A 1,931-nucleotide genomic window follows, 5' to 3' on the forward strand; every position below is an offset into this window, starting at 1 on the left:
AGTAAGAACCCGGCACCACCGTCACGTGTTCCTCAACAAACAAATCACGGCAGAACGCTTCATCATCGCCGTCAACATTGGGCCACAGGTAAAACCCGCCGTCCGGACGCTGCACGTCCATCACCGGACCGAGGATTTTCAGTACGGCATCGTATTTCTCGCGGTACAGCACGCGGTTGGCGCGCACATGCACTTCGTCATTCCACGCGGCAACGCTGGCCAGTTGGGTCTGAACCGGCATCGCGCAACCGTGGTAGGTGCGGTACAGCAGGAAGCCCTTGAGAATGTCAGCGTCGCCAGCCACGAAACCCGAGCGCAGGCCGGGCAGGTTGGAGCGCTTGGACAGGCTGTGGAACACCACGCAACGCTTGAAGTCTTTGCGACCCAATTCCACGCAGGCGCTGAGCAGGCCGGCCGGCGGGGTTTGCTCGTCGAAATACAACTCGCTGTAACACTCGTCGGCGGCGATCACGAAGTCGTATTCGTCAGCCAGGGCGATCAGCTTCTTCAGGGTGTCGACCGGGATCAGTGCGCCAGTCGGATTGCCCGGTGAGCACAGGAACAGGATCTGGCAGCGTTTCCAGATGTCCGGCGAGACTGCATCGAAATCCGGGTTGAAGCCGTTTTCGTCCAGGCATGGCAGGTAGTGCGGCTTGGCGCCGGCGAGAAATGCCGCGCCTTCGTAGATTTGATAGAACGGGTTCGGGCTGACCACCAAGGCATCGTCGCCACGGTTGACCACGGTCTGGGTGAAAGCGAACAGCGCTTCACGGGTACCATTGACCGGCAGCACGTTGCGCGCCGGGTCAAGCCAGCCGTTCGGAACGCTGAAACGGCGTTCGCACCAGGCGGCGATGGCTTCACGCAGCGCCGGGATACCGAGGGTGGTCGGGTACACCGCCATCTGATCCAGATTGCTGGCCAGGGCTTCAGCCACGAAGCTCGGCGAGCGGTGCTTCGGCTCGCCGATGGACAGCGCGATAGGGCGTTTGGCCGGGTTTGGCGTGACGCTGCCGAGCAGGGCGCGGAGCTTCTCGAACGGGTAAGGCTGCAACTGGTTCAGGGCGTTATTCATGGGGGCCTCGTTCAATGTGTGAGGACTATTGTGGTGCAGGGCTTGTTGTGGCGAGGGGGCTTGCCCCCGTTGGGCAGAGAAGCGGCCCCAAAAAATCCACTGGCCGCGATGTGCCAGGTGCACCGCATGCAATGATTTTACGACTGCTTCGCCGTCGGACGGGGCGGTACGGCGTTCCGACAAGCCCCCTCACCACAAAAGCTCGCTCCCACAGGGAAGTTGGTTAATTCAGATACTCAGGCGTGACAATTTGATATCGGGCTCGTGACCGACGCTCAGCTGTTCAACGATTGCATCCTGCAAGCGGCTGCAAAGCATCGGGTCGGACAGCTGCTGGTTGTTGGCGTCGGTAATGAAGAACACGTCCTCCACCCGCTCGCCCAGCGTGGCGATCTTGGCGTTTTGCAGCGACAGGTCGAACTCCAGGAAAATCGTGCCAATGCGCGCCAACAGCCCCGGACGGTCAGGAGCCGTGAGTTCCAGTACGGTCACCGGACGCTGGGCATCGTTGTGGATCGTCACCTGTGGCGCAAAGGCGAAATGCTTGAGCTGGCGTGGCACCCGGCGCTGGATGATGGTCGGGTAGTCGGCCGGGTTGCGCAGGGCTTCGGTCAGGCCGTCTCGGATCTGTTTGACCCGCGCCGGGTTGTCGCCAATCGAGTCGCCGTCAGTGTCGAGCACGATGTAGGTGTCGAGGGTGAACTGGCTACTGGAGGTGATGACTCGGGCGTCGTGAATGTTCAGGTTGAGCTGGTCCATCGCGGCCACGGTCACGGCGAAAAAATCGTGCTGGTCCGGTGCATAAATAAAGATCTGCGTGCCGCCCTCGAACTCCCGCTGAGTGGTTTCCTTGATC

General features: G+C 61.1%; 2 protein-coding genes. Both read right to left on the minus strand.

The features are described from left to right. The coding region (dapC, locus tag AC1DRJ_RS25915; protein ID WP_477804666.1) for a succinyldiaminopimelate transaminase at positions 1 to 1,075 on the minus strand (1,075 nt) is incomplete at its 3' end. Positions 1,076 to 1,303: 228 nt separating this feature from the next. Further along, the coding region (locus AC1DRJ_RS25920; RefSeq protein WP_477804667.1) for an ACT domain-containing protein at positions 1,304 to 1,931 on the minus strand (628 nt) is incomplete at its 5' end.

The sequence above is a fragment of the Pseudomonas sp. P5_B2 genome (assembly GCF_056400445.1).